We start from the raw sequence: 24,406 nt of genomic DNA on the forward strand, positions 1-24,406 counted from the left end.
GGGTATCGTGACGCAGTTCCGATGGGGCGGCGCATGCTGCGCTCTCGAACGCTCGCGCGGATAGGAGCGCGCCCGCTCGGCAGTAGAACGCTGCTTCGAGCCTGCGACGGAAAGGCGCGCGGCGCGGTGCGCAGCCGCTCGTCGGCAGGCGCTGCGAGGCGGGTCGGGGCATCGCGTGCTGCGCCTTAGCGGCCGAACACCTCGAGGAGGAGGCGGTAGCCGGCGTCGGCGTTCGCGCCGCGCCATTCGGCGGTATTGACACTCGCTTCGTCCATCACGTCGCTATAGGAGGCGACGACCTGCCGACAGTAGTCGCCGTCGCCGCAGACGGCGAACAGCTCGACCACCTCATCCGTGATCGCGTTCAGAAAGTCTTCCCGCGTTCCCTGCGTTGCTGCCCAGTCGAGACGCTCGCGCTGCTCCTCGAGGCCATACCAGCTGAGGAGCGCCCGGTTATAGGGAAGGCTCAGATTGTACGTGAGCGCGTGCCGCGCTTTCTCGATCGCCCGTTCGCGGTCGCTGTCGATCGAAAGGAGAAACCCGCCGCCGATCCGCACCTCATCCTCCGCCCGCCCGGCACGGCGCGCTGCCTCCCGGATGCGTGGCGCCGCTTCTTCCCGAAGATAGCGACCGCCATGCATGTTGTTCAGAAGGACCCGGTCGGCGATGGTAGCGGCGAGTGTGAGCATCTGGGGACCGTTTGCGGCAAGGTCGATGCCCAGCCGCTTGGTCGGCGGCGTGCGGAAGAGGGCGAAGTTCTTGAAGCGGTAGTAGCGGCCTTCATACGAGACGGGATGACCGGGCACGCCAGTCCAAGCGGTCCGGATCGCCGTGACATACTCCTTGAAGCGGCCGACGACCTTGTCGTAGGGCACATCGTGCCACTCTTCGCTGCGCTGTTTTGGTCCTGGACCGAGGCCGAGCCGAAAGCGGCCGTTGGACAGTTCGTCCATAGTAGCGGCGGCAAAGACGGTCTGCACCGGCGTCCGGCCCCAGAGAGCGACGCCGGTGCGGATGGTGACCCGCTCGGTCGCGGTGGCGATCGCGGCACAGGTGACAAAGGAGTCGAAGGTGGAGTCGCCCGCGCCGACAATGGCGAAGCCGGCGTGCTCGAACTCTTTGGCCAGCCGCATGATATCGTGCGGCGAATTGCCGACCCCGCTCAGGCCGACGGCGAGGTTCTTGAGCAGATCGCGCGCCATTCACACTCCTTCTACTTCGTGCGGCGGGATGTAGTCGCTCCGGCCGGCAATATGCATCGCTTGGATGCCCTCGTCCCACGTCATCAGCGGCGTGGTCTTGACGCTCTTGGTTGCGCCGCCGGCGGCGAAGGTCATCGCGACGGCGGCGGCCGCGGCGTTATCTGGCAGGTCGAGGATCATGACGAGGTCGTATTCGCCGAAGGAGAGCCACGAGCCGATAATGCGCCCTTCCATCCGATCGATCGGCGCGTAAAGCCGCTCCATCCGGTTATGGGGATGCTTGATCAGCGCTGCCCACGCCTCTTTCGAATACGCCACTTGAATCATGTAGTAGGCCATCCGCCTTTGCCCTCCGCTGTCCTGCCATTGTAGGCGAAGCTGCGCGCGCTGGCCGAATAGCGGGCAGTATGGGGGAACCGACCAGTGCCTGCTGCCGACCGTGCCAGCTGCGCCCTCCGTCACGGCGTTGCGGTTGCGTGCTGGGGAGAAGTCTATGCTGGGCGTTGCAAACCCGGCGCGCGGCGGCAGGCGCGGCACTCCTGATCGAACCGGAGTGCGGTGCCTCCCTAGCGGCAGCAGCGCGATTGCTGCTGCGGACGAGATTGCCCCGACGGCTTCGCCGCCTCGCAATGCCATGACAAGGGACGCGACGGAAGGGCGGCTGCCTGCTCCGTCATTGCTTCGCTGACCTCTCTCGAATGAGGTGGTGCCGGGAGGGCGAGAGGGCTGTGTGGACGAAGGGCGGCCGCGTTCTGGCTTGGGGTGAAGTGCCGGAAAGGAGGGGGCTGCGGTGCGCTGCGGAGGTGCCGTGGGACAGCTGGAGCTCTCCTTGGGCGGGCCAGCACGGGCGTGCGTTAGAGGAGGAGGCTGGCCGGCGGTATTTCGCGCGCTCCGGCGCGAGCGCGCTGCGGCCACGTAGGCTGCGCGCCGCCTCTCTCCCGAAGCGGCACGAAACGACCACCGCGCTTCCCGGCTCCCGCGCTGGTTGCAATGTTGGCGGGGTCGGCTTTGCGCCCCCGCGCCCCAGCCGGCGACAGCGGACCCCTTGAGAGTGATGCGCTGGCGCGCAGGCGTTCGGCGCCGCGGGCGTGACGGGCTGCAGCGGAAGAGGCGGGTCAGCCGACGGCGGCGTAGGTCATGGTGTAGAGGCGGTGATATGCCCCGCCGCGCTGGAGCAGCTCGTCGTGACGGCCGGTTTCGACTACCTGCCCGTGTTCGAGGACGACGACAAGGTCAGCATTCTTCACCGTCGAGAGCCGATGCGCGATGACGATCGAGGTGCGCCCTTGGAGCAGCTGCGCCAGTCCCCGCTGGATGAGCGCCTCGGTGGCAGTGTCGATAGTTGCTGTCGCTTCGTCAAGGATGAGAATGCGCGGGTTGGCAAGGAGGGCGCGGACAAAGGAGATCAGCTGTTTCTGGCCTGCGGAAAGCAGGTTTCCTCGCTCTCGGATGTTCGTGTCGTACCCGTCGGGCAGGCGCAGGATCATCTCGTGCGCCCCGATCACGCGCGCTGCCGCTTCAATCTCCGCATCGCTCGCGTCCAGTTTGCCGAAGCGCAGATTGTCGCGGATCGTTCCCGAGAAGAGGAAAGGATCCTGCGGCACCCAGCCGATCTGGGAGCGCAGGGTCGCGAGGTCGATCTCGCGCACATCCACGCCGTCGATGCGGATACTGCCGCCCGTTACGTCGTAGAAGCGGGCAACGAGATTGACAATCGTGCTCTTCCCTGCTCCCGTGTGGCCGACGAGCGCCACTGTCTGGCCGGCAGGGATGTGCAAAGTCAGCCCTCGGAGCACGGGCACGCCTGGCACATAGGAAAATTCCACGCGATCGAAGACGATATCGCCGCGGATCGGCCGGAGCATCACCGGGCGCGCGGCGTTGACGATCGTCACGGGCGTGTCGATCACCTCGAGAATGCGCTCGCCGGAGGCCATCGCCTGCTGCATCGTTGTAATGCGCAGCGTGAGATCGCGGATCGGCTCGAAGAAGCGATTGACATAAAGAGCGAACGCCACGAGCGCGCCCGCTGTCAGCTCTCCGCCGATGACGAGCGCGCCGCCGTAGGCGATGACGAGCGCGAGCGCCACTGCGCTGATCAGTTCGACGACCGGCTGGGCAAGCGCCGAGAGCCGCGTCGCCCGCAAGTTGGCTTCCAGATGACGCGCGTTGAGCTGGTCGAAGCGCCGGCGGTTGCTCGTTTCGCGGCTCAGGCTCTGGATGACGCGCACGCCCGAGATGTTTTCCTGCAGACCGGCGTTCACTACCGAGATCGTGGCGCGGACCGCGCGGTAGGCGTCGCGGGCACGGCCCTGCCATACCCAAGTGACGCCAATCAGCACCGGGATGACGACGAAGCTGACCATCGTTAGTTTGGCGCTCATCGTGATCATCACAATGAGGATGCCGAGAAGGGTCAGCACGTCCGAAAGCAGTTGGAGCATACCGCTCGTCAGCAGCTCTTGAAGCGTGCTGACGTCGTTCATGACGCGGCTCATGAGGCGGCCGACTTCATTCCGGTCGTAGAACGACTGCTCGACGGCCATCAGCTTGTCGAACATCTCGCTGCGGAGCGTCACCAGCACGCGCTGCGCGGCGACTGACATCGCAGCGACCTGGAGATAGCTGGCGCCCCAGCTGATCAGGCTTGCCGCGAGGTAGGCCATCGCGACGAGGCCGACGCCGCCGAGATCGCCGTGGGCGATCGGCCCGTCGATCGCGACCTTGACCAGATACGGCATCGCAAGGGTGCTCAGCGCGACGACGATCATCATCAGTGTGCCGAACGCAAGGCGGTGTCCGTGCGGCTTCAGGTACGCTCCAAGCCGCTTGACCACCTTGGCGTTGTAGATCGCGCCAAGGGTGTCGTCCATTGCGGCGCCGCGCAGTCCTCCATGCCAGCCGCCGCCTCCCATCATGGCCATGCTCCCGCTCGGCTTTCGAGGCGCCGCGCCTCGCCGCGTCCCGCCATCGCCTGCATCTCCTCTTGATCGCGCAACTGCAGGTCGTAGATCCGGCGGTAGAACCCGTCGTTTCGCACTAAGTCCTCGTGCGTTCCCCGCTCGACGATGCGGCCGTGCTCGAGGACGAGGATCTGATCCGCATTCTGGATAGTCCGCAGCCGGTGGGCGATCACGAACGTGGTCCGCCCCTTCATCAGTTCATAGAGCGCGCGCTGGATCTGATGCTCGGTCTGGGTGTCGACCGAGGAGGTCGAGTCATCGAGAATCAAGATGCGGGGGTTGAGCAGCAGCGTCCGGGCGATGGCGATGCGCTGCTTCTGGCCGCCGGAGAGGGTAACGCCGCGCTCGCCGACCCACGTGTCATAGCCGTGGGGAAAGCTCATGATGAAGTCGTGCGCTCCGGCGAGCTTCGCTGCCTCGACGATCTTCTCGAACGGCGCGTCCTCCCTGCCGTAGGCGATGTTGTCGCGGATCGTTGCTGAGAAGAGAAACGGTTCTTGGAGGACGATCCCGATCTGGCGGCGGAGCGAGTGGATCGTCACGTCGCGGATGTCATATCCATCGATAGTGATCCGTCCTGCGGTCACGTCGTAGAAGCGGGGCAGCAACAGCGTGATGGTGCTCTTGCCGGAGCCCGTCGCGCCGAGCAGTGCCACCACCTCTCCCGGCCGCGCCTCGATCGTGATGTCCTTCAGGACGGTCGTGCGCTCGTCATACCCAAAGCTGACGTGCTCAAAGCGCACGTGTCCCACAACAGGCGGCAGCTCAATCGCGCCGGGCCTGTCCTGCACCTCGCTTGTAGTGTCGAGGAGATCGAAAATCCGCTGGCCGGCGGCGTGCGCTCGGGCGACGGTGTTGATCAGAAAGCCGAGCCGCCGCACCGGCAGCGCCAGCAAGGTGAGGTAGCCGAGGTAGGCGGCCAGCTCTCCGACCGAAAGGGTCCCCGCAAGAACATCCTGACCGCCGACCCACAGACTGACCGCTGTCGCCAGCGAGAGGATGAGGGTCATCAGCGGCATGTTGAACGCCTGCAGTCGCGCTTGGCGCACCTGCAGATGGTGAAGCGTTTCATTCTCGGCGCGAAAGCCGGCGACCCGCTCCGGCTCGCGGCCGAAGGCGCGCACGATCCGGATACCGGCGAGCGATTCTTGGAGATAGGTCGTCATCGTTCCCATCTGCTCTTGGATGCGCGCCCACGACGGCCGAAGAACGCTGCCAACGCGTGCCGCGGCGAGGACGGCAAGCGGCACGAAGGCGAGCGTCACCAACGCCAGTTTCGGGGCAACGTGGAAGAGGATGACGACGATGCCGGCCACCAGCAGCACGATCTGGGCCAGCCCGGTCACGGCAAAGGCGAAGAACCAGCGGACCGCCTCGACGTCGGCGGTCGCCCGCGACATCAACTCGCCGGTCTGCGCGCGGTCGTGGAAGCGGAAGGAGAGGTTCTGAACGTGGTCGTAGATCGCGTTCCGCAAGTCGTAAGCGACGCGCTGCGCGAGCCATTCACCGAAATAGGTCTGGCCGAAGGCGCTCAGCCCGCGCAGCAGGGTGCTCGCCACCACCGCGCCGGCAAACACAGGGAGCAGCCCCGGCTGGGCGGCGGCAATCCCGACGTCGATCGCTTGCCCTGTCAGCCAGGGGACGATCAGGCTGAAGCCGGTCGTGCCGATCATCGCCCCGACGGCGAGCAGCACTTGCCGCCAGTACGGTCGAAGATAGCCAAAAAGCCGAAGGACAGCTGGCATGCGCGCTCTTTCTTCGTCGGGCGCCAGGTTGGGAGTGTCTCGGCAGGGCGGCGCGGGGGGACGCCAGCGCATGCAACGCAGATGCATCAAGTATATGCGCGGATGCTTCGGTTTTCAAAGCAATTCAGCGCTCGCGCATCGTCCGACTGGCTGCCCGCCAGAATGAGAGGGCGAGGAGGACCATGCCCGTCACTAGCACCGCGAGGAGCGCGGCCTCGTGGGGCTCGAGATTCGGCTGGCGGAAGCCGCTTATCCCCCAGAGGGCGACAGCGCCACAGTAGATCGCGAGGGTGAGATTGCCGACCCGGCCGAACCAGCGGAAGAAAGCGCGCAGCGGCCGCGGCAACCGGGGCATCGCGCCGAGACGGCTCAGCACGAGAAAGACGAGCGCTGGAAGCACCAGCCAGCCGATGATGCGCATTGTCTCCCCCCCCTCTCAGCACCTCACGACTGCGTGCCGCAGTCAGCGCCGCTGCCGCAGCCCGGCGGCAATCCAGCAGGCGCTTCCTCCGAGGAGCACCGCCAGCGCCAGCAGCCCGCTGCCGACGCGACGGCAGCCCGCCAGGGGGGCGGCGCCACTCTTCGGCGCGCTGCGCGCCGCGGCCGCTGGCATCCCCGTGGCAAGGCGCGCTGGACCAGTGCGGAGACCAACGGCGGCCGCCAGCGCCGCCGCGAAGGCACCGGCGCTCGGATAGCGGTCCTCCGGGCGCTTGGCGCAGGCGGTGAGGATCACCGCCTCGACGGCAGGGGGGAGGGCAGGGTTGACCGTCCGGGGCGGGGGCAGCGGCGTGCGCACATGCTGCAGCGCCACCTGAACCGGCGACTTGCCGCGAAACGGGATCTGCCCGGTCAGCATCTCGTAGAGAACGATGCCGAGCGAATAGATGTCGCTCCGGCCATCCACCCGCTGGCCCGTTGCCTGCTCTGGGCTCATGTACTCGGGCGTGCCGAGCCCGACGCCCGCTTGGGTGAGCGACTGCTCAGCGGCCACCCGCGCAATCCCGAAATCGGCCAGCATCACCCACGGCGGCCGCGCTGGCCCGCCGGACGGGTCGAACAGCGAGCCGCGATCGTGGAAGAGGATATTCGCCGGCTTGACATCGCGGTGAACGATGCCGTGCTCGTGCGCGGCATCGAGAGCGGCGGCGACCTGAACCACGATCTGGGCGGCGTAGTCAAGCGGCAGAACCATCCCCGCGAAGTCGCGCAGCGACCCCGCCGGCACGAGCTCCATCGCAAGATAGGTCAGCTGCGGCAGCTCTCCGAAGTCAATGACGCTGACGATATTCGGGTGACGCAGGCGAGCGATCGCCGCCGCCTCGCGCCGGAACCGCTCGGCAAACTCCGGGTCGAGCGCCGCTTGCTCCTTGGTCATCACTTTGAGGGCGATCTCGCGCTCAAGCCCCGGCTGGATCGCCCGGTAGACGCTTGCCATCCCGCCGTGCCCCAGCAGACCGATCACCCGATACGGGCCAATTTGCTGTCCGACAAGGTCTTGCACGGCGACGCGCTCCACGGCATCATCGGGCTGCCGCGCAAATGATACTCGGCTCTCCACTCCAGCAATCTGATCGCGAGGTCGTTGCTCTCCGCTAACTTGCTTGCTACTATCGCGCCGATGCGCGCGCTCATTCGCCTCCTTGTTCTGCTGGCCGCCACGCTCCCGCTCCCTCCGCCGGCCGCCGCCCAAGCGGCCGATTACCCCATCAGGAACGGCTGGTTCTTCACGCAGACTGCCGGGGGCCAGCCGGGCGGCTACAGCGTCACCGACGACGGCGCCCCGTTCTGGACGTCGTTTCGCCAGCTCGGCGGTGTCGATGCGCTCGGCTACCCGGTCAGCCGGCGCATGCTCTGGGACGGTCAGCCCGCTCAAGCGTTCCAGAAGGGGGTCCTGCACTGGCGGCCGGACCTGAACCGGATGGTACTCGTCAACGTCTTCGATGAGCTGACCAAAGCGGGCAAAGACCCGTGGCTGCGCGAGGTTCGGCTTGTCCCGCGTCCTCAGCCGATCCCCGATGAGGACAAGCTCGATTTCGGGACGATCACTGTCCGCCGCCTCGCGCTCCTAGAGGCGAACCCGGCGATCAGCGCCCGCTACTGGGCGGCGGACGACCCCCTCACCTTCTACGGCCTGCCAGTCTCGCCGATCGAAGACTACGGCAGCGTCGCAGTGGTGCGCCTTCAGCGGGCAGTCCTCCAGCAGTGGAAGACCAATCGGCCGTGGGCGCGGGCGGGCGATGTCGTTGTCGCCAACGGCGGGGATGTCGCGAAGGAGGCTGGCCTGTTCCCTGCGGCAGCAACTGCGCCGGAGCCGCCCGGCGGCGCGCCCCCCGGTCCGCTGCCCGTCGTGAGCGCGGCCTCCCCCGCTCCTGTGGTCACCCCCTATGCCGCCACTGCGCCGCTGCCCACCTCCACGCCGCGAAGCGCGGCCCCTGCCGGGCCGGCCGGCAGCCCGCTGCCGACGGTCACGCCGACTGCGACCCCTGCTCCCTCAAGCGCGTCAGCGGGGCTGCCCGCGGCGCCTAGTCAGCGCGCTGCCGACCTCACCTTCCCGCTCGCAATCCCCACTGCCCCGCCGCCGCCGCCGGAGCCGCCGGGGGGGTACATCATCGCTCTCGACCCCGGCCACGGCGGTCCCGACTCGGGCGCGACAGTCCGGTTCGACGATGGGTTCATCTTGCGGGAGAAGGATGTCAACCTGACGGTCTCGAGGAAGCTGGCGCAGTTCCTGCGCGAGGCGGGCTTCGCTGTCGTCATGACGCGGGACAGCGACGTTGCGGTCAATCGGGAGCGCCGCGACCTCAACGGCGACGGCGCGATCGATATGCGGGACGAACTGCAAGCGCGCATCGACATCGCGAACGCTGCGAAAGCGCACCTCTTCCTCTCCATCCACCACAATGGCCACGAGCGGACCGAACTGAACGGGCTCGAGATCTACTCCTGCGGGAACCGCGAGTTTGCGGCCCAGAACCGTCGTCTTGCCGCACTCGCCGAGGATTCGATCCTCAGGGCCGTGCGGGCCGCGGGCTACCCCCTCGCGAGCCGCGGCCAGAAAGACTGCTACAACAGCGCGGTCGACAAGTCGTACTTTGTTATCGGCCCCGTTGACCTCGCCGCCGGCCGCCCGCGTGCCACCGCGATGCCGGGCATTATCGGTGAAGCGATGTTCATCACCAATCCGGCCGATGCCGCCGCTCTCCGCAGCGACGCCATCCTCACCGCGCAAGCGCGCGGCTATCTCGAGGCAGTCAGGCGCTACTTCGGCAAGTGACGGTTGCCGAGGATGCCGCGTCATGAGGCGGCGCCGGCCGCTGCCGAGAAGGGAGGTTGGCGATCACGAGCCCGGCGATGACGAGCGCGGCGCCGGCCGCTTGAAGAGGCGTGAACCACTCCCCAAACAGGACGGCCGCAATGACAACCGCCACGACGGGGTTCAGGTTGGTAAACAGCGATGCGCGGGCAGGCCCAATCCGCCGCACGCTCTCGTTCCACCAGAGGTAGGCCAGCACCGAAGAGACAAGCCCCGCGTAGAGCACCGCCGCCAGCACGTCGGGCCCGAGCGCCTGCCACACGATCGGGCGCGGCTCAAACGGCAGCGCGAGCGCCATCAGCGCGACGCCGATGATCATGCTCCAGGTGGTCATCGCGAGCAGTTCGACGCCCCGCTGCTGGATCAGCCGCACGAGGACCGAATACACCCCCCAGTTGACCGCGGCGATCAAGACGAGCAGGTCGCCGAGCACCCGGTTCGGGCTGATCGCGGTCGCGGGCGGCCCGCCGCTCACCAGCACGGCCACGCCGCCAAGCGAGATGCCGCCCGCAACCAGCCGCCGCGCTGTCAGCCGATCGCCAAGGAGCCACGCCGCGAAGAGAAACGAGACGAACGGACTGATGGCGGTCAGCACCGACCCCTCGCCCGCGCCGGTGAATTGGAGCCCGGCGTTGAACGGCACAGCAAAGCCGAACACTCCCGTCAGTCCGAGCAGGAAGAGCAGCGGCAGGTCGTCGCGCCGAGGCCAACGCCGGCGCGTCAGCGCGAGCAGGGCTGCAAGAATGGCTACGGCGATGAGGTAGCGCGCGAACGCCATCGCCACGGGGGGCAGTGCTAGGACCGCGTATTTGACGGCAATCGCGCCGCCGCCCCAGGCGAGCGAGGCGCCCAGCAAACGCAGATAGGCGCCCGCCGCGCCCGGCTCGCGCGGCAGGGAAGGCCGCCAGCGGCGAGGCGAGCGCACTGTCATCAGGGCGCCGCTTCGGCGCGGCCTGCGCCGTCCTGTGCGCTCTGCCTAGGCGTGTCTCGTGAAGAAGCGCTGCTCATTCGCCGAGGTCGACGCGCTCCCGCACTTGGCGGACGTCGTCGTGCATCTGGGTGATCAGCGCGTCGACACTGGCAAAGCGCGTTTCGGCGCGCACGCGGTGGATAAACTCGAGCGTGAGGAGGCGGCCGTAGAGATCGCCTTCGAAGTCGAGCAGAAACGCCTCGATCAGCCGCTGCAAGCTCTCGCCGAATGTCGGGCGCACGCCGATATTGACCGCCGCGCGGTAGGTCATGCCGTCGACCGTCGCGCGGCAGCCGTAGATGCCGTCGCCCGGCAAGATGAGGTGCGGAGGCGGCAAGAGGTTCGCGGTGGGAAAGCCGAGCTCGCGTCCGCGCCGGTCGCCGGGCACAACCGTGCCAGACAGACGGTAGGGCCGACCGAGCGCGCGCGCCGCGCGCTCGACCGCTCCATCCCACAGAAAATGGCGCACCAGCGAACTGTTGACGACGACGCCATCGAGAAGAACGGGCGGCACCTCGACGAAGGTGAAGCCGAGCTCGCGGCTGAGAGCGCGCAGCCGTTCTCCTGAGCCCTCGCGGTCGCGCCCGATCGCGGCATCAGGGCCGCCGACGAACTCAACCATCCCGAGCGTCTGGACGAGCGCCTCGAGGAACTCGCGGGCGGACAGCCGCGAAAGCGCGAGCGAGAACGTAATCGTGGCGACGAAGTCTGCTCCGAGGGCGCGGAGCCGTTCGAGCCGCTCTTCCACCGTGCAGAGGTAGTGATAGGGCTTGCCCGGGTTGAAGACGACGTAGGGAAGCGGGTCGAAGGTCAGAACGCCGGCGGCAGCGCCGCGCGCGCGCGCGCGGGCAACGACTGTCCGGACGATCTCGGCGTGCGCGATGTGGACCCCATCGAACTTGCCCACCGTGACAACGCTTGGGCCGCCGGGCGCGACTGCTGCCAACTCAGCCCGCAGCCGTTCGAGCGCCACTTCGGCGCCAGCCTGCACGCTCATCTGTCTCCTTCTTGCGGCAAGACCTTCACCGGCTGCCAACGCCCATTCGCTGACTCAAGGATAGCAACCACGCGCCCTGCAGCGTCGACAGCGGCAGCGCGCGGCGCTCGCGTCTCGCGCTGGGGGATAGCGTGGCCGTGCCGAACGCGCGCGATCTCGGCGGGGCTGAGCGTGACCACGGGCCAGCCTGCGAGCGCCCGGAGCGGCGGGAGCAGCAGGTCGTCCAGCCGGCCGGCGGCCGCCGCTGCCGCAACCTGCTCGAGGGTTGCCGCCTCGTCAACGCGAAACCCATCGACCGCAAGTCGGCGCAAGCGGGCAACATGGGCGCCAACGCCGAGCCGCGCGCCAAGGTCACGGGCGATCGAGCGGATATAAACGCCGCTGCCGCAGTGGATGCGCACCGTAAGACGCGGGATCTCGATCGCCTGCACCGTGATCGAGTGCACAACCACCGTTCGGGCGGGAAGCTGCACCTTCTGACCGGCGCGCGCGACCGCATAAGCGCGTTTCCCCCCGATGTGGACGGCGCTCACGTGGGGCGGCGTCTGGGTGATCGTCCCGACAAACTCCGCGAGCGCCGCGCGCACCTGCGCCGGCGTCACTGAGGAGGCATCAGCGACGCGGATGACCTGCCCCTCGGCATCGTCGGTGTCGGTCGAGACGCCGAGCACGATCTCGCACTCGTACACCTTCTCCGCTTCGCGGAGGTATTCGAGGAGGCGAGTGGCGCGCCCGAGGCAGAGGACCAAGACCCCCGTCGCCCCCGGGTCGAGCGTGCCGGCATGGCCGATGCGCCGTTCCCCTGTCAGCCGGCGCAGTTTGGCGACAACGTCGTGCGAGGTCCAGCCGGCAGGTTTGTCGATGATGAGCAGCCCGTCGGTCACGCGGGGTCCTCTGGCATCGGCAGAGGCTGCGGCGGCCGGCCGGCGGGCAGCGCGCCGATCTCTGCCAGCAGTTCGTCGATCCGCGCCCCGGCTTCCACCGCCGGGTCGAACCGGAAGTCCAATTCCGGGATGACCCGGAGAGCGACCTTCCCGCTCAGCCGGCGGCGAAGGAAGCCCGCAGCTTGCCGGAGAGCAGTTAGCGCCCCGGCACGCGCGGCGTCGTCGCCCAAGATCGAGACATAGACTGTCGCGTGGCGCAGGTCAGGCGACGTTGCTACTCCGGTGACACTGATCAGCCTGCTGACGCGGGGGTCGCGCAGTTCGAGGAGGATCAGGCGTCCAAGTTCTTCGCGCAACAACTCGTTGACGCGCTCAATTCGTCGGGTCATGGTGTGGCTCCGAGCGCAGGAGACGGCGGCATGCTATCGGCAAGGAAAAGAGCGCTTGCCGCCCCCAAGCAGCCTGCGCGCCTGCTGGGAAGGGCGCCAGCGGCTGACGGCGCCGGCGACGCCGCAGGCCGGCTGCGGCCCCGCAAGCGCGCTAGTTCACGCGGACCGGCGGAGCGACACGCTCCATCACATAAAACTCGATGATGTCGCCGACTTCGAAGCTGCTGAAGTCTTCAAGGGTGAGGCCGCACTCGTAGCCCTCTTGCACCTCGCGGACATCGTCCCTGAAGCGCTTCAGCGACGCGACTTTGCCCTCATAGACCAGTTCTTTGCCGCGCCGAATGCGCGCAAGGCTGTTGCGGGTCACCACGCCATCGCGGATGTAGCAGCCCGCGATCGCGTCGCGCCGGCCGAGGCGGAAGAGCTGGCGCACTTCGGCATGGCCTTGGACCCGTTCGACATACCGCTCTTCTTGGAGGCCGGCCAGCGCCTTCGAGATGTCCTCCGCCACGTCGTAGATCACTTGGTAGTAGCGGATATCCACTCCCTGAAGCGCGGCCAAGTTGCGCGCGCCGGCATCGGGGCGGACATTGAAGCCGACGATGATCCCTTTCGATGCGACGGCGAGGTTCACGTCCGACTCGGTAATCGCGCCCGTCGCCGCGTGAATGACGCGCACGCGGACGTTGTCTCCTTGGATCCGTTCCAACACCTGCCGCACCGGCTCGATTGAGCCCTGCACATCGGTCTTCAGGATGACATTCAGCTCGCGCGCTTGGCCGCTGCCGAGGTTGGCGAGGAGTTCTTCGAGCGAAACGGCCTTGCTGACCGCTACCGCCTCGCGCTGCCGCTCGCGCGCGCGGCTCTCAGCGATCGCGCGCGCCGTCTTCTCATCGGGGACAACCTCAAAGAAGTCGCCCGCCCCGGGCGCGGCCGAGAGGCCGAGGACTTGCACCGGGCAGGCTGGGCCGGCAGCCTCGACCTTGTCGCCCCGGTCGTCGAGCATGGCGCGGATCCGGCCGAACGCCTCGCCGGCGACGACCACATCGCCGGTCCGGAGGGTTCCTCGCTTGACAAGCAAGGTCGCCATCGGGCCGCGGGTCCGGTCGATCCGCGCTTCGAGCACGGTGCCTGAGGCGGGGGCGTTGGGGTTCGCTTTCAAGTCCATCAGGTCGGCGACGAGCAGAACGGTCTCAAGCAAATCGGCGATCCCCTGCCCGGTGCGCGCTGAGATCGGCACCGCCGGTACGTCGCCGCCGTACTCTTCGACGATCACGCCTGCTTCGGCCAGCTGCTGCTTGACGCGCTCCGGGTTGGCGTCGGGGCGGTCCATCTTGTTGATCGCGACGACCATGCCGACGCCCGCCGCTTTGGCATGGCTGATCGCTTCGCGCGTCTGCGGCATCACGCCGTCGTCGGCGGCCACCACGATGATCGCGACGTCTGTCGTCTGCGCTCCGCGGGCGCGCATTGCGGTAAACGCTTCGTGGCCGGGTGTGTCGATAAAGGTGACCTTCCGCCCGCCGACATCGACCTGATAGGCGCCGATGTGCTGGGTGATGCCGCCAGCCTCGCCGGCGGCGACATTCGTCTTGCGGATCGCGTCGAGCAGCGAGGTCTTGCCGTGGTCGACGTGGCCCATCACGGTCACGACGGGCGGCCGCGGCTTGAGTGAAGCGGGGTCGTCTTCGAAGGTCGGCTTGGCCGGGTGGGCGACGGGCTCCTCTTTCTTCGCCGGCGCTTCGACCACGTCGAAGCCGAGGTCGAGGGCGACTGTCGCCGCAGCGTCATAGTCGAGGACGGCGTTCAGGTTCGCCATCGTCCCGTTCTTCATCAACTGTTTGATGACCTCGATCCCGCTGACGCCCAGCAGCTCGGCAAGCTCGGCAACCGTCAGCGCGTGCGGGATCGCGATTGGGCCCCGCGAGGTCGTTCGTGCGGCGGCCCCGGGCGCTGAGCGCGGGCCGGCAGAGGGCGCGCCGCCGCGCCCGCGTTCGGCCACGCCGCGGTTCTGGGGCGCTCGTCCGCCTCGCTGGCCATTAGGGCGGGAATTCGCCATGCAGCACCTCCTCCGGCGCCACGCGGGGCGCCTCATGCGTCATGTCATCGGGGAAAGGGCGGGGCGCACCGCCCCGCACTCAGATTGCGCCGAGCGGCCGCGCGCCGGACGCGGCTACGGCTCGGGCAGCGCTTCCGGCAGGGAGGCGCCGTACGCGGCGAGCCGCTCCCGGTCGGCAGTGCTGAGCGTTGTCTTGAGCGCGTGCTCGAGCGCGCCGCGGCGCAGCGCCTGCTCCCAACAGCGTCGGACGGGACAGAGATAGGCGCCCCGGCCGTTGCGCTTGCCGGTCGGGTCGACTTCGACCGCGCCCGACGGATCCCGAACCAGGCGGATGAGCGAGCGCTTGGCAGATGTCTGCCGGCAGGCAACGCACATCCGGAGAGGGATGTGCTTTGGACGCCCGCCACCACGTGCCATCTCCTAGCGAATCCGACGGAGAATGTCTTCGTACTCCGCTTCTTCGTCGTCCTCTTCGAAGTAGACGCGCTGGCGGCGCGGTCCCTTCTTCGCCGGCCGCACCGGCTCCTCCTCGTCGCGTCCCCGGTCGCGGCCCTTCTTCCGCCCCAACTCAACGCCGAGGATCTCTTCCGCAAAGCGGATTTTACCCCGCTCACCCGGCTTGGTTGGGAAGAGGTCCTCCATGGTGAGAGGCTCTTCGAACTCTTCGGCGGGCGGCGTTTCGACAGCCGGCTCAACCGCTGCCACCGGCGCCGCTGCTGCCGGCTCCTCGAACGCGGGCATCTCGATGGGCGCCTCAGGCGGCGGCGCGACGGCGATGGCGGGTGCTTCGGCCGGCGGCGGCGCTGCCGGCGGAGCCGCGGCAGCCGCCGCGGCGCGCTCCTCTTCCTCGCGAGCGAGCCGTTCTGCCTCCTCCTCGTGGAATGCCGAGGCGCTCTTGATGTCGATCCGCCAGCCGGTCAGCTTCGCGGCGAGGCGCGCATTCTGTCCCTCTTTGCCGATCGCGAGCGAGAGCTGACGGTCCGGCACAATGCAGGTCGCGGTCTTCTCCTCCTCGTTTGGGAGGACGCGCAGCACTTGGGCGGGGCTGAGCGCTTTGGCGACGAACATCGCGGGGTCGGGATGCCACTCGATGACGTCGATCTTCTCCCCGTTCAGTTCATTGACGATGTTCTGGATCCGGATCCCGCGCAGGCCGACGCAGGCGCCCACGGGGTCAACACCGGGTTGCCGCGCCGCGACGGCGACCTTGCTGCGCGACCCCGGCTCACGCGCGATCGCCTTGATCTCGACGATGCCGTGGTTGATCTCCGGCACTTCGAGTTCGAAGAGGCGGCGCAGCAGGTTGCGGTGCGTCCGCGACGCGATCAGCTGCGGCCCGCGAGGCGTTCGGTTCACCTCGACGAGGTACACCTTGATCCGCTGCCCCACGCGGTACTGCTCGCCAGGAACTTGCTCCGTGCTGGGGAGGATCGCCTCAGCGCGCGGAAGGGCGATGATGATGCGGTTCGGCTCGATGCGCTGGACGGTGCCGGTGACGATTTCACCTTCGCGGTCGGTGTATTCGTCGTAGACGACCTTCTGCTCCGCTTCGCGCAGCCGCTGCGTAATCACTTGCTTGGCCGTCTGCGCGGCGATGCGCCCGAACTCGCGGGGGGTGCGGTTCTCCTCGATCACCTCGCCGAGCACGGGCTGGCGGCCAAGAAGCCGGCGTGCATCCTCAACCGAGATCTGGGTGGCAGGATCGGTGACCTCCGCGACCACCGTTCGGCGCGTATAGACCGTCGCTTGGCCGGTGGTCGGGTCCATCCGCACCACGACGTCGTGATTGCTGCCGAAATTCTTCTTGTACGCAGAGACCATCGCGTCTTCGAGCGCGCCGATCACCACCTCCTTGGAGAGGTTCTTCTCTGCGCACAACTGCGTTATGGCCATCAAGAAGTCGTTTTTCATGCCCGCCCGTTCTCACTCTCGCCTAGCGCACAACGATGTGCCGCGGTATGAAAAAGAGTGGGGGACACCCACTCCTCAACACAGACGCCGGCGAGTTTTCATCGGAAGTATACCAACGCTCTTTCCTGCTGTCAATCGCCTTCTGGAGAAGAGAATGTGCAAAAGAGTTGTCACCAGCTCTTTACTTCTGCAAGATGATGTTCGCGTTGGTTGACTTGCCCGGCGGTCTGGCGTCGTGTAGTATCGGCCTAACGCGGAGTGGGAGGAACAGAGTGCCGACGGAGCTCGGGAAGCGGTACATTTGTACCGTCTGCAACACGGAGGTCATCGTTACGAGAAAAGGGACGGGCGACCTGACGTGCTGCGGAAAGCCGATGGAGCTGAAGAGATGACGCAGGAAGCCGAGGTTCGCAACGAGCTGGGCAAGCGGTTCCACTGCAATGAGTGCAATGCCGAGGTGTTAGTCACCAAAGCGGGCTCCGGGCGTGTCCATTGTTGCAACAAGCCGATGGAAGTGCTGAAGCCGCGGGCGTTGCCCTCATCCGACTGACCTCGCCCCTCACTCGGCAGCCAGAACGCCCTCGCTCATTGGCGAGGGCGTTGTTCATCCGCGGAGGGCAGGCTTAGCGGTCTGGCCGGCGCTCAATCCAGCCGCTATAGCCCCAGCCGGTCTCTCCTGTGGCGGCTACCCGAATGCGATACCACTTAGCCGGCTCGGCGGCATTGGGGTCGAGCACTTCGCCGGCGCGGCTGTCGAGCAATTCGAGGGTGGTCCCTACCAGCACGATCGACTTCTTGAGCGCGTTGGAGCGGGCGTCGTCGCGGATCCAGAAGTCGACTTTGGCGATACCCGCAGGCTGAGTTTTGGTCTGCTGTGCCGCCACGGTCGCGCGCGTCGTCTGCATCGAGAAGAGGGTTGCCGCGCCGAAGGCGATGAGCGTCACAACGAGCGCGTAGACGACCGGAGCGGGGATAGTCGTAGGCCGCACCTGCCGCAGCACCCGCGCTGCCCGCGCGCTCGCCGGGGGCGGCGCCTGACGGGCGCGCTGGGCGGCGGGCGAGGGCTGCCAGTGGTCGGTCAGCATCTTCTTGCAGCGATGCTCATCGTCCGCGACTAGGGCGCGCTCGTGGGGGGCGTGCAGCATCGGATTGCGGCACCATCCCATCCGCTTGAGGGGCGCTGCTTCAAAAAAGGCGCAGTTCCCGCAGCGTCGCGCTTTGCCGTAGTCCGGTTCGAAGGACGAAGTCATCGTCATGGCCTCGTCACCACCTCTCCGGCATTCGCATCAGAGCGGCCACCCGAGCAGACGACCGCTTGACTGAACTGGTGAAAACGAGGCGATTATACCCACCATTGACGCTGGCGCAATCACATCGGAAAGAATTTTGCGCATCGCGCCGCTCGTCACGCGCCACGATCCGGGTCGTCCTCCAGCGAGGTTTCACTCCCGCGGTCGGCCGAGAACCTCGTTGTTCGCGAAGCGCAACCGCCCTTCAACCGAGTGTTCGGTCGTCTGCTCGGCCTGAGTGTACCAGTCGCGATCATGGCCGTCAACCGGCGCTCCGCCTCAAGGGAGGCGCACCTCGCCGGCGGTCGCGACGTCGCCGCTGCCGACCGGAAGCGGCCGCCCTCCTCCCGCCGGATAGACGACAAGCTGGAGACGGTACATGCCGGGCGTGAAATCGGCGGGCAGCGGCAGCCCGAGCCGTTCGCGCACGGTATCGCCGCGGCGCCACTGGTCGGTCGGACGTGCTCCGTCAGTCGGCTCCCGGTCGTGCTGAAGGCGCGTTTCGCCGTCGGTCAGCCGGACCGAGACGACATACCGCGCGTTGGGCGCGCGGAGCGCGAGCCAGTCAAGGTCAAGGAGGAGCGTCGCGTCGGCGACGCGCGCGGCCCAGCCCGTCAGGCGCAGCCGGTCGCCGAAATCGATCGCTGCCGGCGTCAGCACGGTCGGCGGCGCCACGATGTAGCGTGTCAGGTCGACCGTGCCGGTTGTCTGCGTGTCGCGCTTGTAGGCTAGCTGGTCGAGCCGCGCTTCGATGCCGTTGTCTTCCCCGGGCGGCTGGGGAGTGCGTTGGAGCAGCCAGATGCGCTTCCCCGATGCCGCGCGCGCGAGCCGCGCTTCCGCGTGCGGTGAAAGCGGCTCCGCCTCCGGCAGGATCTGGACCGCGGGCAGCCACGGCGGCAGGCGGTTGAGCAGCGCCTCGGCCTCGCCTACTCCCACCACGACAAGACGATCACCCGGCCGCGCCTCGGCGCGGATCCGCTCGACCGCGGCGGCGATCTCGCGTCCTGCCGGCGACAGGCGGCCGACCGCGTAGGCGACATGGGTCCCAGCGCCGGCGAGCGCGGCGATCGCGATCGCTGAAAAGAGGGCGAGCACCGGCCATGCCGGCGCTCCAGACCAGCCGGCCGCCACGAGCCGCAAGGTGAGCAGCACCGTCAGCGCACCGACGATGGCGAGCGGCCAGGCGATCCCCCCGCTCAGCCAGACGAGGTCGGGTGCAACCGACGGCAGCAGCGCAAGATGCGCCGCAATCGGCGAGGCGCCCCAATCGGCGAGCGTGAGGAAAAGCACCCCTGCGCCGAGCTCAGGATGAGCGGCGAGCAGCGCGAGCAGCGGCTGGTTGAAATCGACGAGCACGCCGAGCGCGCTGACGGCAACGCCGAGAAAGAAGAGCGCGCCGACGGCGAGCCGCGCTGCCCAGCCGAGTCTCCCGCCGCCGGCGACTGCGCGCGCGAAGACGGGCAGCGCCAGCACCAGCAGAAACGGCACAATCGGCACCAGCAGCCGCGGCCCCCAGCCCCAGCCGCCGTGCCAGGCGTGCCACTTCGCATACAGCAGCAGGTTCGTCACCACGAGCAGCAACGCCGTCGCCGCTGCTGCGGGCTGCCGGCGCAGCAGCAACGGGGCGCCCACGAGCGCGAGCAGCACTGGCGGGGCATACCAGACGATCCCCCGCCCGGGCGAGAGCAGCAGTCCCCACAACCCTTCACCGAGCGGGGCGGTGAAACTTTCAACCGGGTTGTAGCCGGAATCCAGCGGGGAGCCGAAGCGCGTTGCGTTGTACAGCCCGACTGCCGCCAGCGCCAGCGCGTTCGGCAGCAGGAACAGGAGCAGATCGTGCCGCTTCCGGCCGGCGAGAACGAGAGGCAGGAACAGCGGCGCGCTCATCGCGCTGGCCGTGCGGACGAGGATCGCCCAGCCGCTCGCGAGCCCCGCGCCGACCGCTCCAGCTGCAGACTGGCCGAGCAGGAGCCAAAACGCGAGCATCCAGCTGAAGGCGACAATCGGCTCGCCGAAGAGATAGCGGGCGTACACCCAGGCGAGGGTCGCCAGCCCGAAGGTGAGCGCGGCGAGCGCGCTTGCGGTCGCGCTGATGCCAAGCCGCCGCCCGGTCAGGTAAAGGAGCGCCGCCGTCGCCGCCGTCAGCGGCCCGTTCAGCAGCGTCGCCATCCCGACGGCGCCCGCCCAGGGGAGAGTCTGGGCCAGTGCCACGAGGGGGGCGATCGCCAGCGCGCCGCCGAGACCGTATTTGGAATAGACCCGGCCGTCCTCCAGCGTCCGGCCGACACCGCCGCCGAGGTCTTGATTCCACGCGATCTGGTCGATCGTCACGTCGCCGCGGCCGACAAGGCTGGCGGCGACGGCGAAAACGCTCATCTCGTCGTCGGAGTGGAAGCGGGCGCTCGCGGTAAAGACATAGATCGCCCAGAGGATCAGGAACAGCACGAGCGCGCGCCGTCCATCGGCGCGGTCGTTCGCTGGCGGGTTCGGCGCCTGCTGCGGCGCGGGCGCGCGCGCATTCTCGGTGATCATCGCGGCACGATCTCGACCCAGTCGAGGGCGGCAGCGAGCGAGCGCCGGTCGGGCGTGCCAAGGACGCGGGCCGGCGACTCAACGGCGGCGAACTCGAACGTCAAGCGGTTCGCTCCGCGGCGCCACGCCTCCGCGGGAGCGTCGAATTCGATCTCGGCCCAGTCGGGCGCGAGCGCCTGCTCGCCGAGGTCGCGGCCGTTGAGACGCAGGCGCAGCCGCTGCTCGGGCATCCCAGGATAGACGAACGGGGTAAGGCGGAGCCGGATCGTCGCTGCGCCTGGAGGGCAGGGGATCCAGAGCTCAGCCCGGCGCGCTGTCGCCCAGACAAGGTCGATCTCGCCCGCGCCGCGCTCGTCCTCGCCCCACCCCTCGCCGACCGCGCCGGCGCTCAGCGGCGTGCCGAGGTCGACCCGGCGCGGCAGCGGCGCGGGCGGGATGCGGTAGATCGTCAGCTCGCCTTCCGCGAGCAGTTCTGCGCCGAGCGCGCTCCGAACGTACTCCTCGACCCCGGGCGGCGTGAGCGGTCGGTAGACGGCGAGATAGCGGAGGTCATACAGCGCTGTCAGATAAGCCGCGCCGGCGCGGTCGCGGCTGGCGGCCTCGGGCGCGAGCGGTTTGCCCTCCTCGAGCCGGATGATCGACTCGAAGAGCGGCACGCGCCGGAAGTAGGCGAAGGTGCTCTCTGGGGTGCGCGAGGTGTTCCCGCCGAACAGGCGCTTCTGGTGCGCCCACTGGTATGACTGGACGATCGTGCGCTCGAGCCCTTGGGTGCCGTAGCTGTTGCGCCAGCCGAGCGGCAGCTGGAGGATGGCGAAGTCGCCCGGCTCGTCGCGGATGCGCTCGTAGCCTGCCGGCGGCGTGGCGGCCCGCAGCGGCAGCGGCGCGGAGAGGTGCTCGAGGAAGATGAGCGCGGCCGCGGCGAGGGCCAGTGCGGCGAAGGCGGCGGGCGGCAGCCGGCGCGCCAGCCAGTGCAGCGCGAAGCCGACGAGCACTGCGAGCGCGAGCATCAGGACAACGCTGAACCGGTTCGGCACCCGATTCGCTCCCACCAAGGGAACATAATGCAGAGCGAGGAAAGGCAGCGGAACGCTGACGATCAGCCCATCGAGGTCGAACCGCGTCTGCCCATTGATCGTGAGGAGGGGACCGAGGGCAAGCAGGGCGAACAGCGCCGCCGCCGCCGCCCAAACGCGCGCCTGTCGCCAGCGTGCGGCTGCGCCGATGATGCCCAGGAGAAGCGTCGTCCAGCCGAGGAAGGCGATGGGGATGTCGCGGAAGTCCTCTGACCACTCGCGGGCGAGGCGGCCGAGCCAAGGATGGAGGCGCGTCGGCACCACAAACGACAGCAGGTCGGCCGAGAAGCGCTGCGCCTCGCTTAGGCTCGGCGGCGCGACCGCGCTGTCGGCGAGATAGCGCGGCACGACGATAAGAAGCGGCAGCGCTGCGGCGGCGGCACAGAATGCCAGTCCGCTGCCGAGTGCGAGCGGCAGCGCGCGCTTCGCCCACCACCAGCGCGCTTCTCCGACAAGGAAGGGCAGGACGAAAAGGGCGAGAAAGACCGCGTACGTCAGTTCTGTCAGCGCTGCGGCCGCGAACGACAGTCCGGCGAGCACGGCCGTGCCAAGAGGCAGCCGGCCCTGACGGGCGCCGCGCAGGAGCCGGAGAAAGAAGAGCAGAAAGAACGGCAGCGGCGCCGTGCTGGCAAAGTTCATCTGGCCGAGCGCGGCGTAGACGAAGCGCGAAGCAGGAAAGGCGAAGACGATCCCGGCGGCGATGCTCGCGCCCTCGGTCGCGGCGGAGGAGCGGCCGCCCTCGGTCAGCACCTCGCGGACGAGCAGGTAGGCGCCGAGGCCGGAGAGGGTGAGCGAGAGCAGAAAGAGCACGTTGCCGGCGACAATCGGTCCGGCAGCCCGTTCGAGGGGGATGGCGAGCAGCCCGTTCAGGAAGGTCAGCGTATAGGTGGCGAGGTTTACGCCGACCGGATAGAAGATGTAATCGGTCCAGAACGGCGACTGACGAAGGTCAAGGAGCGCGAAGCGCACCCACCACAGGTTCCAGAGAAACGCGCCTTCGTCGACGTTGCTTCCCGGCACGTGGGTGGCGAGGCGGGTCGCGAGCGGCCAGGTCGCGACCAGCGCGAGCGCCAAGTAGCCGGCAGCAGCCGCAGCGGGCGCGAAACGGACAATCACGCCGGAATGCTAGCGGTCCGTCCGCGGTCGAACCGCATTCGGACCGCGGCCGCCAGCCTGACCCCCCGCGAGGTCGGTCCAGGGCGCTGCGAAATCCTCGGCGGCGAGCTGGCGGTCGGCGACCGCTGCCGCTGGGACAATGGCGGGCAGCTCTCCTTGCAGGGAGAGCACCCTGCTCGTTCCGGTCGGCGCACCGGCGGATGACCGAGACGGCAAGCGGGGAAGCCGCGTTCTGCGCTCTCCGCGGCAACCGGCGGAGACGCCGCCTGGCCCAGTGACGAGCGCCTGCTGCGCCGAACGGCGGAGCGGGGAGCGCTGGCTCGGACGGCCGGCGCATCACCGGCAGCGGGGGAGCGACAAGGGCATGTCTGTCCGCGAGAAGAGGTGGCGGCAGTCACGGCGGTGCACCGCCGGCAGGGCGGGGAGGACAGTGCGGGCTGGCGCGCTCTCCTCTGCAGCGTCTTCTCCGCGCAGCCTGCGAATGGCGGGCGCGCTGCGGTCGCGGTGTGCCGATTCGGCTGGTCCGCCTCGGAGCGCAGGCGTGGCAGGCGTTGTGCTCTCGCGAGCTGCGCCGCTCGACGCTCGCCCGGTCGCGCGCTGCATCGCGAGACACAACCGTCAACCCGACGGGGGGCGGCGCGCCGCCGCGCGAGGAGGTCAGGGGAGATACTGGAGCGGGTTCAGCCGCCGCTCGTCCTTGTGGATCTCGAAATGGAGGTGGGGGCCGGTCGAGCGGCCGGTCATGCCGACTTCGCCGATCACTTGGCCTTTTTTGACCGTGGCGCCGGCCTCGACGCTCAGCTTGCCGAGGTGCTGGTACTGCGTGACCCAGCCGTTGCCATGGGCGATCTCGATATACCAGCCGCGAGCATCGCTCCCCTTGACGGCAGCGGTGACAGTGCCGTCGAAGGCGGCGCGCACTGGCGATCCGAGTGGTCGCTCGATGTCGAGCCCGCCGTGGCCGGCCTCGCCGAAGTACTGCGAGATCGGCCCTTGAGCGGGCCAGTCGAAGGCGGGCGCGTTCGGCAGCTTCTGCCCGGTCGGGGCGGGCGTGCTCGTCGGCGTGCCGGTGCGGTGCGCTGTCGCTGATGCCGGCGCGGCGGTGCGGGTCGTCGTCGGGGAAGGCGGCGCGGCAGTGCGCGTCGCACTGGAGGTCGGGGTCGGCGTCGCGGGCGCGGGCGTGCGGGTGGCGGTCGGGGCGGCCGGCGCAGTGGCGGTGACGTGGGCGCTCAGCGTCTCGGCGGCGCGCGCCGGAACGACGATCGGTTGGCCGGCCGCAAGACGGTTGGGGTCGTCGAGTGCGTTCAGTTCGATCAGCCGCTCGACCGGGACATTCAGTTTGCGCGCAATCGCCAGCAGGGTGTCGCCGGGCTGGACAACGTAGGTTGCAGTCGGCTCTCTCAGCGCGGCGTTCGGCGCGAGAGCGGTGGCAGTCGCCGTCGGCGGGACGGGCGTTGCCGTTGGCGGAACGGCGGTCGGGGTCGGCGGCGCTGGGGTGGGTGTCAGCGGCGGCGGAGTGGCGGTCGGCGGAACCGGCGTCGGCGTGGGAGGGGCGGGCGTCGCGGTCGGCGGCACGGGAGCGGGGGATGCGGTGCGGGTGGCTGTCGGGCTGGGAGAGGCGGTTGGCGTTGCGGTGACGGGCGAACGGTCGCTCAGCGCGGCAGCCGGCTCGTTTATCGGCTCGACGACAAGCTCTTGCCCAATCCGAATGAATGAGGGGTCATCGAGGCCGTTCAGTTCGACGAGGCGGGCGACCGGGATGCCAAGCTTGGTGGAGATGCTGTAAAGCGTGTCGTCACGCTGGACCACGTAGCGAGCCGTGGCCGCCGTGACGGCCGGCGGGTGCGGCGCGCTGAGAGCGAAAAGGGTCGCTCCCAGCGCGCCGACACTGGTCAGCCAGAACAGACGCGCGTGCTTCAGGGCCGGTGCTCCTGACCTCCCGGCCGACGGTGCCGCCGCCGGT

Annotated in this window: 21 protein-coding genes; 4 read left to right on the forward strand and 17 right to left on the reverse strand. The window is 68.5% G+C overall.

Features of this window, described 5'->3' with window-relative positions; all coding sequences use genetic code 11:
• Positions 1–185 precede the first annotated feature (185 nt).
• The 6 genes from NZ773_12005 to NZ773_12030 all read right to left on the reverse strand — a co-directional run bounded on the left by NZ773_12005 (position 186) and on the right by NZ773_12030 (position 7,426).
• Positions 186–1,202 carry an LLM class flavin-dependent oxidoreductase gene (locus NZ773_12005; GenBank protein ID MCS6802647.1) on the reverse strand — a complete coding sequence of 339 codons (1,017 nt, stop codon included), beginning with the start codon at positions 1,200–1,202 and terminating at the stop codon, positions 186–188.
• Positions 1,203–1,541 (reverse strand): GYD domain-containing protein, encoded by a 339-nt coding sequence (locus tag NZ773_12010; GenBank protein MCS6802648.1) that lies wholly within the window; start codon positions 1,539–1,541, stop codon positions 1,203–1,205.
• Positions 1,542–2,317: 776 nt separating this feature from the next.
• Positions 2,318–4,126, reverse strand: coding sequence for an ABC transporter ATP-binding protein/permease (locus tag NZ773_12015; protein ID MCS6802649.1), 1,809 nt, complete (start codon positions 4,124–4,126; stop codon positions 2,318–2,320).
• Positions 4,117–5,910 (reverse strand): ABC transporter ATP-binding protein/permease, encoded by a 1,794-nt coding sequence (locus tag NZ773_12020; protein MCS6802650.1) that lies wholly within the window; start codon positions 5,908–5,910, stop codon positions 4,117–4,119. Before NZ773_12020 ends, NZ773_12015 begins: the two co-directional genes overlap by 10 nt.
• A 124-nt stretch (positions 5,911–6,034) precedes the next feature.
• Positions 6,035–6,331, reverse strand: coding sequence for a hypothetical protein (locus NZ773_12025; GenBank protein ID MCS6802651.1), 297 nt, complete (start codon positions 6,329–6,331; stop codon positions 6,035–6,037).
• A 42-nt stretch (positions 6,332–6,373) separates the two neighbouring features.
• Positions 6,374–7,426, reverse strand: a complete 1,053-nt coding sequence (locus NZ773_12030) for a protein kinase (protein ID MCS6802652.1) — start codon at positions 7,424–7,426, stop codon at positions 6,374–6,376.
• Between the two features lie 102 nt (positions 7,427–7,528).
• On the opposite strand from NZ773_12030, the gene NZ773_12035 reads away from it, so the two are divergent.
• Positions 7,529–9,184, forward strand: coding sequence for an N-acetylmuramoyl-L-alanine amidase (locus NZ773_12035; GenBank protein ID MCS6802653.1), 1,656 nt, complete (start codon positions 7,529–7,531; stop codon positions 9,182–9,184).
• Here the strand turns inward: NZ773_12035 and NZ773_12040 are convergent.
• The 7 genes from NZ773_12040 to nusA all read right to left on the reverse strand — a co-directional run bounded on the left by NZ773_12040 (position 9,162) and on the right by nusA (position 16,433).
• A complete protein-coding gene (locus NZ773_12040) occupies positions 9,162–10,154 on the reverse strand; it encodes a DMT family transporter (GenBank protein ID MCS6802654.1) in 993 nt (330 codons plus the stop codon). The genes NZ773_12035 and NZ773_12040 overlap by 23 nt on opposite strands.
• A 73-nt stretch (positions 10,155–10,227) precedes the next feature.
• Positions 10,228–11,190 (reverse strand): riboflavin biosynthesis protein RibF, encoded by a 963-nt coding sequence (ribF, locus tag NZ773_12045; GenBank protein MCS6802655.1) that lies wholly within the window; start codon positions 11,188–11,190, stop codon positions 10,228–10,230.
• Positions 11,187–12,074, reverse strand: coding sequence for a tRNA pseudouridine(55) synthase TruB (gene truB / locus NZ773_12050; GenBank protein MCS6802656.1), 888 nt, complete (start codon positions 12,072–12,074; stop codon positions 11,187–11,189). Before truB ends, ribF begins: the two co-directional genes overlap by 4 nt.
• Positions 12,071–12,463, reverse strand: a complete 393-nt coding sequence (gene rbfA / locus NZ773_12055; GenBank protein MCS6802657.1) for a 30S ribosome-binding factor RbfA — start codon at positions 12,461–12,463, stop codon at positions 12,071–12,073. Before rbfA ends, truB begins: the two co-directional genes overlap by 4 nt.
• A gap of 151 nt (positions 12,464–12,614) precedes the next feature.
• The gene (gene infB / locus NZ773_12060; protein ID MCS6802658.1) at positions 12,615–14,522 is read right to left on the reverse strand and encodes a translation initiation factor IF-2; all 1,908 of its coding nucleotides are present in this window, start codon (positions 14,520–14,522) and stop codon (positions 12,615–12,617) included.
• Positions 14,523–14,636: 114 nt separating this feature from the next.
• Positions 14,637–14,939, reverse strand: coding sequence for a YlxR family protein (locus NZ773_12065; protein MCS6802659.1), 303 nt, complete (start codon positions 14,937–14,939; stop codon positions 14,637–14,639).
• Positions 14,940–14,942: 3 nt separating this feature from the next.
• Entirely contained in the window at positions 14,943–16,433 is a 1,491-nt protein-coding gene (gene nusA, locus NZ773_12070) for a transcription termination factor NusA (protein MCS6802660.1), read from the reverse strand.
• 197 nt (positions 16,434–16,630) lie between these two features.
• On the opposite strand from nusA, the gene NZ773_12075 reads away from it, so the two are divergent.
• Entirely contained in the window at positions 16,631–16,825 is a 195-nt protein-coding gene (locus NZ773_12075; GenBank protein MCS6802661.1) for a hypothetical protein, read from the forward strand.
• The gene (locus tag NZ773_12080; GenBank protein ID MCS6802662.1) at positions 16,822–16,983 is read left to right on the forward strand and encodes a hypothetical protein; all 162 of its coding nucleotides are present in this window, start codon (positions 16,822–16,824) and stop codon (positions 16,981–16,983) included. The genes NZ773_12075 and NZ773_12080 overlap by 4 nt, the downstream gene beginning before the upstream one ends.
• A 73-nt stretch (positions 16,984–17,056) precedes the next feature.
• On the opposite strand, the gene NZ773_12085 is transcribed toward NZ773_12080, so the two are convergent.
• The 3 genes from NZ773_12085 to NZ773_12095 all read right to left on the reverse strand — a co-directional run bounded on the left by NZ773_12085 (position 17,057) and on the right by NZ773_12095 (position 22,443).
• Positions 17,057–17,689: a hypothetical protein gene (locus NZ773_12085; GenBank protein ID MCS6802663.1), complete on the reverse strand. Its 633-nt coding sequence runs from the start codon at positions 17,687–17,689 to the stop codon at positions 17,057–17,059.
• A 312-nt stretch (positions 17,690–18,001) separates the two neighbouring features.
• Positions 18,002–20,254, reverse strand: a complete 2,253-nt coding sequence (locus NZ773_12090) for a hypothetical protein (GenBank protein ID MCS6802664.1) — start codon at positions 20,252–20,254, stop codon at positions 18,002–18,004.
• On the reverse strand, positions 20,251–22,443 hold the full coding sequence (locus NZ773_12095) for a hypothetical protein (protein ID MCS6802665.1): 2,193 nt from the start codon (positions 22,441–22,443) through the stop codon (positions 20,251–20,253). The genes NZ773_12090 and NZ773_12095 overlap by 4 nt, the downstream gene beginning before the upstream one ends.
• Positions 22,444–22,449: 6 nt before the next feature.
• Here NZ773_12095 and NZ773_12100 point away from each other — a divergent pair, with 6 nt between their 5' ends.
• A complete protein-coding gene (locus NZ773_12100) occupies positions 22,450–22,647 on the forward strand; it encodes a hypothetical protein (protein ID MCS6802666.1) in 198 nt (65 codons plus the stop codon).
• 453 nt (positions 22,648–23,100) lie between these two features.
• Here NZ773_12100 and NZ773_12105 read toward each other — a convergent pair whose 3' ends face one another.
• On the reverse strand, positions 23,101–24,252 hold the full coding sequence (locus NZ773_12105; GenBank protein ID MCS6802667.1) for a LysM peptidoglycan-binding domain-containing M23 family metallopeptidase: 1,152 nt from the start codon (positions 24,250–24,252) through the stop codon (positions 23,101–23,103).
• Positions 24,253–24,406 lie beyond the last annotated feature (154 nt).

The sequence above is a fragment of the Dehalococcoidia bacterium genome, from assembly GCA_025054935.1.
GTDB lineage: Bacteria > Chloroflexota > Dehalococcoidia > SpSt-223 > SpSt-223 > JANWZD01.

Excerpts from the sequence above, each read along its gene's own strand:
- rbfA (MCS6802657.1), bottom strand. The coding sequence starts at position 12,463 with ATGACCCGACGAATTGAGCGCGTCAACGAGTTGTTGCGCGAAGAACTT.
- NZ773_12100 (MCS6802666.1), top strand. The coding sequence starts at position 22,450 with ATGCTAGCGGTCCGTCCGCGGTCGAACCGCATTCGGACCGCGGCCGCC.
- nusA (MCS6802660.1), bottom strand. The coding sequence starts at position 16,433 with ATGAAAAACGACTTCTTGATGGCCATAACGCAGTTGTGCGCAGAGAAG.
- NZ773_12025 (MCS6802651.1), bottom strand. The coding sequence starts at position 6,331 with ATGCGCATCATCGGCTGGCTGGTGCTTCCAGCGCTCGTCTTTCTCGTG.
- NZ773_12035 (MCS6802653.1), top strand. The coding sequence starts at position 7,529 with ATGCGCGCGCTCATTCGCCTCCTTGTTCTGCTGGCCGCCACGCTCCCG.
- NZ773_12040 (MCS6802654.1), bottom strand. The coding sequence starts at position 10,154 with ATGACAGTGCGCTCGCCTCGCCGCTGGCGGCCTTCCCTGCCGCGCGAG.
- NZ773_12010 (MCS6802648.1), bottom strand. The coding sequence starts at position 1,541 with ATGGCCTACTACATGATTCAAGTGGCGTATTCGAAAGAGGCGTGGGCA.
- ribF (MCS6802655.1), bottom strand. The coding sequence starts at position 11,190 with ATGAGCGTGCAGGCTGGCGCCGAAGTGGCGCTCGAACGGCTGCGGGCT.
- NZ773_12020 (MCS6802650.1), bottom strand. The coding sequence starts at position 5,910 with ATGCCAGCTGTCCTTCGGCTTTTTGGCTATCTTCGACCGTACTGGCGG.
- infB (MCS6802658.1), bottom strand. The coding sequence starts at position 14,522 with ATGGCGAATTCCCGCCCTAATGGCCAGCGAGGCGGACGAGCGCCCCAG.
- NZ773_12085 (MCS6802663.1), bottom strand. The coding sequence starts at position 17,689 with ATGACGATGACTTCGTCCTTCGAACCGGACTACGGCAAAGCGCGACGC.
- NZ773_12015 (MCS6802649.1), bottom strand. The coding sequence starts at position 4,126 with ATGGCCATGATGGGAGGCGGCGGCTGGCATGGAGGACTGCGCGGCGCC.
- NZ773_12075 (MCS6802661.1), top strand. The coding sequence starts at position 16,631 with ATGTTCGCGTTGGTTGACTTGCCCGGCGGTCTGGCGTCGTGTAGTATC.
- NZ773_12090 (MCS6802664.1), bottom strand. The coding sequence starts at position 20,254 with ATGATCACCGAGAATGCGCGCGCGCCCGCGCCGCAGCAGGCGCCGAAC.
- NZ773_12005 (MCS6802647.1), bottom strand. The coding sequence starts at position 1,202 with ATGGCGCGCGATCTGCTCAAGAACCTCGCCGTCGGCCTGAGCGGGGTC.
- NZ773_12065 (MCS6802659.1), bottom strand. The coding sequence starts at position 14,939 with ATGGCACGTGGTGGCGGGCGTCCAAAGCACATCCCTCTCCGGATGTGC.
- NZ773_12080 (MCS6802662.1), top strand. The coding sequence starts at position 16,822 with ATGACGCAGGAAGCCGAGGTTCGCAACGAGCTGGGCAAGCGGTTCCAC.